We start from the raw sequence: 5,662 nt of genomic DNA, 5'->3' as shown, positions 1-5,662 counted from the left end.
GGCTGCGATCTTTTGATCTGGCATTTTCAAGATCAAAAGATCGCAGCCTTCGGCAGCTCCTACACTGGGTGATGGGCGTTACTCGAAGAGTGCGTCGAGGGCCTGTTCCAGACGGGTTACGGCAATAATCTGCAACCCTGGTGGCGCCTCCTTGGGCGCATTGCCCTTGGGCACGATGGCCCGCTTGAAGCCGTGCTTGGCGGCCTCTTTCAAACGTTCCTGACCGCTCGGCACCGGTCGCACCTCACCGGAAAGCCCCACTTCGCCGAACACCAGCAGATCGTGAGGCAGCGGCCGGTTGCGCAAACTGGACATCACCGCTGCCATCAACGCCAGGTCGGACGCCGTTTCGAGCACCTTGACCCCGCCGACCACGTTGAGAAACACGTCCTGATCGTGGGTCGGAATGCCACCATGACGGTGCAGCACCGCCAGCAACATCGCCAGCCGGTTTTGATCCAGCCCCAGTGTGACCCGCCGCGGGTTGGCCAAATGACTGTCGTCCACCAGCGCCTGTACCTCCACCAACATCGGCCGCGTGCCTTCCCACGTCGCCATGACCACACTGCCCGGGACTTCCTCCTGGGCACGGGTCAGAAAAATCGCCGAAGGGTTGGAGACTTCTTTCAGGCCCTTGTCGGTCATGCCGAACACGCCCAGTTCATTGACGGCACCGAAACGGTTCTTCACCGCCCGCAGCAACCGCAGGCGCCCGTCGGACTCGCCTTCGAAATACAGCACAGTGTCGACCATGTGCTCCAGAACCCGAGGCCCCGCCAGCGCGCCTTCCTTAGTGACGTGGCCCACCAGGAAAATCGCCGTACCGCTCTGCTTGGCATAACGCACCAGCAATGCGGCGCTTTCACGCACCTGGGATACGCCACCCGGTGCCGATTGCAGTTGCTCGGTAAAGATCGTCTGGATCGAGTCGATCACCATCACCCTGGGCTTTTCCTGGCGGGCCGTGGCAATGATGGCTTCGATGCAGGTTTCGGTCATGACCCGCAGTTGATCCTGAGGCAACCCCAGGCGTCGCGCACGCATGGCCACTTGCTGCTGGGACTCTTCACCGGTGACGTACAGCGCCGGCATGCTCTTGGCGAGGTTGCACAACGTTTGCAACAGAATGGTCGACTTGCCGATGCCGGGATCGCCACCGATCAGCACCACCGAGCCATCCACCAGACCACCACCCAGAACCCGGTCGAGTTCGCTGGAAGCGGTGGAGAAGCGCGGAACTTCTTCGACACTGACTTCAGCCAGCGTCTTGATCTGCGCCTGCTGGCCGGCCCAGCCGGTACGACCGCTGGGGGCGGCTGCCCCACCGCTTTCCACCATGGTTTCGGTGAGCGTGTTCCAGGCCCCGCATTCACCGCACTGCCCGGCCCATTTGGGGAAGGTTGAGCCGCACTCGGTGCAGCCGTACATGCGCTTGGCCTTGGCCATCGGAACTCCCGGAAAAAAACGCGATGATAGCTCAGCTGAGGCACGCGAGTGCGGCCAGATATTTTGCAATCTTCTGGATGATTTCAAATAGCCATAATCTATTCGTACTTTTTTGAAATATGACCGCGATAAATCCTTGTATAAGTTTTTACCCAACATACTCAACAAACACTTGAGACGTGCCTTACTGCCCCCTAAAAACCTATACAAGCTTTATTCACTTATACACATGATGCATAACTTCAAAAACGCTCAAATAAAGCGAGCTCCAAACTAACGAAACAGTTAACCGCATTGCAACTGCAATGAATTTTCAACACCGACTTTTTTGTTTAACAATTACCCGAACAATTTCAACATCCCAACTCAAGGAGGGCACTTCAACCTGGTTCGCTCACACAGCGAAGTCATATCGCTGAAAAAAGCCGTAAGCGAACCGCCGCAGAAGGGCTGGCCGGCCCACAAATGAGATCAATCGGCGAGTTCTCCATGACCACCCGGATCGATTGCTGGCAAGCACGGCAGACCGTTGATTCGAGCAGAATGCGATTGGCTGATTTACACTGCGTTCATCAACCTCATCTGTAACAAGGAAATAACCTATGGGCGTGCTAAACGAGTTCAAGGCCTTCGCGGTCAAAGGCAACGTGGTCGACATGGCCGTCGGCATCATCATCGGCGCAGCCTTCGGCAAGATCGTCACATCGTTTGTCGGTGACCTGGTCATGCCGCCAATCGGGATGCTGATCGGTGGTGTGGACTTCAGTGACCTGGCCATAACGCTCAAGGCAGCAGAGGGTGCGACTCCGGCGGTGGTGCTGGCTTATGGCAAATTCATCCAGACCATCATCGACTTCATCATCGTCGCCCTCGCGATCTTCGTCGGCGTCAAGGCCATCAACCGCCTGAAGCGCGAAGAGGCCGTGGCTCCGAGCCTGCCGCCGGTTCCAACCAAGGAAGAAGAGTTGCTGGGAGAGATCCGCGACTTGCTCAAGGCCCAGAACAACCGGCCTTGACCGCCCCCGCATCAAACGGCGCCTTCGAGGCGCCGTTTTTTTTTACCAGAAGTTTTCCACCGCCACCTGACCGGGTCGCCGGCTGAGGCTCAAGTGCATGTCCCGCTGTTTAAGCAGCTTGCGCGTGTCATCGATCATCTGCGGATTGCCGCACAGCATGACCCGTGAGTGTTCAGGCGTCAGCGCAACACCTGCGGCGCGCTCCAGTTCGCCACTGTCAATCAGTGTGGTGATCCGCCCGTTCAATGAGCCCGGATGCTGTTCACGAGTGACCGTGGTGATGAATTGCAGTTTGTGTGCGTACTCGGCCAGATAGTCACGTTGCGTCAGCCCCGCGATCAGTTCCTGATAAGCCAGTTCCCGGGCTTCACGAACGCTATACACCAGGATGATCCGCTCGAATCGCTCCCAGACTTCAAAGTCCTGCAGTATCGACAGGAACGGCGCCACGCCGGTTCCGGTGGATAACAGCCATAGATCGCGCCCATCGACAAAACGGTCCAGCGTCAGGTAACCAAAGGCCTGGCGGTCGACCAGCAATTTGTCGCCAACGACCAGCCGGCTGAGCTCGCTGGTGAACTCACCACCCGGCACGACAATGGAAAAGAACTCGAGGAACTCGTCAAAGGGTGAGGACACCATGGAGTAGGCGCGCCATACCGTGCTGCCATCAGCCCTGGTGACGCCCAACCGGGCAAACTGCCCCGCCCGAAAACGAAACCCCGCATCCCGCGTGGCACGCAGGGTAAACAGGTTCGGGGTCAACGGATGAACCTCGAGCAAGGTCTGACGGGTAAATTTTTCTTCGCTGACGGACATGGACGGCTCCAATCAATAGATACCTCAGTGTCCCGCAAAGACGGCAGCATAAACACAGACATTTTGTAGTGTTATTGAGTGTGCAACTTATTGATTATTCAATGTGAGAAACACCAGACAATATAAAATGACAAATGGCATTTAATATTTCACACACGGCTTAAGAACCTGGCACACACTTTTTCAGCCGTTAAAAGAGCAAAATCGTCGAACTACAATTGTCGGATATGTCCTACACTCCGTCACGTGCCGGATCTCGGATCCAAAACCAGCACCCCACCGGGAACATATTGTTGGAGACCCCGTATATGGAAATCTGGAAGGAGTCACAGCTTCAACTGCTTTCTCAAACACAGGACATTAATACGGCCTATCGAATATCACTGAATTTCGTCAGGAACCTTGGATATAAATTTTGTGCCTTTTCAACCATTTCAACGAACAGTCGCACTGATTGCTGCCCCGTCAACCTGAACAACTATCCACACGACTGGAACACACAGTATGAACAAAGCAACGCCAGCGAGATTGACCCCGTAGCGGCCTATTGCAATCACTCCATGCTACCCGTGCTCTGGAGCAAAGAGCTCTTCTGCGCAACCCCGTGGTTATGGCAACTGCTGCAACAGCAAGGCTTGGCGCATGGCTGGTCGCAAGCAATCCACGATGAAGAAAGCGGCCTGCGCAGCATTCTCAGCCTGGCCCGAAGCCATTGCCCGATTTCAGCCTATGAGCTGTACGAAAATCTTGGATTCTCGGTGTTCATCAGTCGCCACCTGCACGCCCTGGCGATCGGGATGCAACCAAAAAAACCGGTTTGTACTAACGCCCCCTCCTTGTCACGGCGGGAAATCGAAGTATTGAAACTGTCGGCCGATGGCAAGACGGCTTATGAAATTGCCAGGATCCTCAACTTGAGTGAACGCACGATCAACTTTCATGTGCACAGGGCTATCGAAAAGCTCGGCGTCAACAACAAGATGGCGGCAGTCATGGCCGCGAACCGCTCCGGAGCCATCTGAAAGCGCCCGACAGCGGGAAAACCTGCGGGTAATCCGATCAAAAAAAACGTACCATTTGCGGTCCCTCCTGAGTGATGGCGTGTAGACCTTCACGACGCAGTACACTCGGACGGCTCCGCCCGCACCAACGCCTCAGGGCAGCGGGACATCCGTTGATTACCCCCCGTTGATTACCCAGAGCCCCGCCCCATGCCTTTGCTCGAAACACCCTTCGCCAGCCTCAACCTGATCCGCCAGCCAGAACAGCAGAATGAACCGTTGCAAGCTTTCGATGCGGCTGATGAATACCTGCTCAATTATCTGGCCGAGCAGCAGCCAACGGCCGAGATGCGGGTATTGGTGCTCAACGACAGTTTCGGCGCGTTGGCGGCCAGCCTGGCGGGCAAAGTGCGGGTGGTCAGCAGCGGTGATTCGTTCCTGGCCTTGCAGGGCCTGGAAAAGAACCTGGTGCGCAACGGCCTGGCGTTTGATGCGGTACCGAGCGTCCCCGCCAGCGAGCCCCCTGTCGGGCCATTCGACTGCGTGCTGATCCGCGTACCGAAAACCCTGGCATTGCTGGAAGAGCAACTGATCCGCCTGCAAGGGCAACTGGCACCTGGCGCCCAAGTGATCGCCGCGGCCATGATCAAGCACCTGCCCCGGGCGGCGGGCGACTTGCTGGAGCGTTACATCGGCCCCGTGCAAGCCTCGCTGGCGGTGAAGAAGGCGCGGTTATTGATTGCCACGGCAGAAGACAAAACCCCGGTTGTGTCGCCTTACCCGACGCGGTACAGGCTCGACGAACCCGCTATCGAACTGCTCAACCACGCCAATGTGTTTTGCCGCGAAGGACTGGACATCGGTACCCGGGCGTTTTTGCCACACCTGCCGAAAAACCTTGGCTCGGCGCGGGTCGCCGATCTCGGTTGCGGCAACGGTGTCCTGGCCATCGCCAGCGCCCTGCAAAACCCCGAGGCCCACTACACGCTGGTGGACGAATCGTTCATGGCCGTGCAGTCGGCCGCCGAAAACTGGCGCGCAGCGTTGGGTGAACGGGAAGTGACCGTACGTGCCGGCGATGGCCTGGCCGGCCAGGAACCGCAATCGTTTGACGTGGTGCTGTGCAATCCGCCGTTTCACCAGCAACAGGTCGTGGGCGACTTCCTGGCCTGGCGGATGTTCCAGCAAGCGCGCGAAGCGCTGGTTGTGGGCGGCGCGCTGTACATCGTCGGCAATCGTCACCTGGGTTACCACAGCAAGCTGGCGCGATTGTTCCGTGGCGTCGAGCAAGTGGCAGCCAATCCGAAATTCGTGATCCTCAAGGCGCGAAAGTAACGGACAAAAAAAACCCTCCGGTCCAGGCTGTGTGAAAACCTAGCA

The 5,662-nt window shown here is 57.3% G+C and carries 5 protein-coding genes; 3 read left to right on the top strand and 2 right to left on the bottom strand.

Going from position 1 to position 5,662, the window contains the following annotated elements; genetic code table 11:
* Positions 1-78: 78 nt before the first annotated feature.
* A complete protein-coding gene (radA, locus tag PMI26_RS00120; protein WP_007981045.1) occupies positions 79-1,446 on the bottom strand; it encodes a DNA repair protein RadA in 1,368 nt (455 codons plus the stop codon).
* A gap of 602 nt (positions 1,447-2,048) precedes the next feature.
* Here radA and mscL point away from each other — a divergent pair.
* Positions 2,049-2,462: a large-conductance mechanosensitive channel protein MscL gene (mscL, locus tag PMI26_RS00125; protein ID WP_007981043.1), complete on the top strand. Its 414-nt coding sequence runs from the start codon at positions 2,049-2,051 to the stop codon at positions 2,460-2,462.
* Positions 2,463-2,504: 42 nt separating this feature from the next.
* Here mscL and PMI26_RS00130 read toward each other — a convergent pair whose 3' ends face one another.
* Positions 2,505-3,281, bottom strand: a complete 777-nt coding sequence (locus PMI26_RS00130) for a ferredoxin--NADP reductase (protein ID WP_007981041.1) — start codon at positions 3,279-3,281, stop codon at positions 2,505-2,507.
* A 308-nt stretch (positions 3,282-3,589) separates the two neighbouring features.
* Here PMI26_RS00130 and PMI26_RS00135 point away from each other — a divergent pair, with 308 nt between their 5' ends.
* Entirely contained in the window at positions 3,590-4,303 is a 714-nt protein-coding gene (locus PMI26_RS00135) for a helix-turn-helix transcriptional regulator (RefSeq protein WP_007981038.1), read from the top strand.
* Positions 4,304-4,492: 189 nt separating this feature from the next.
* On the top strand, positions 4,493-5,617 hold the full coding sequence (locus PMI26_RS00140) for a methyltransferase (RefSeq protein ID WP_007981036.1): 1,125 nt from the start codon (positions 4,493-4,495) through the stop codon (positions 5,615-5,617).
* The last annotated feature ends 45 nt before the right edge of the window (positions 5,618-5,662 follow it).

The sequence above is a fragment of the Pseudomonas sp. GM33 genome (genome assembly GCF_000282295.1).
Classification (GTDB): Bacteria; Pseudomonadota; Gammaproteobacteria; order Pseudomonadales; family Pseudomonadaceae; genus Aquipseudomonas; species Aquipseudomonas laurylsulfatiphila.
Note: the sequence above shows the minus strand (reverse complement) of the source record. Positions and strands in the feature narration are given on the sequence as shown.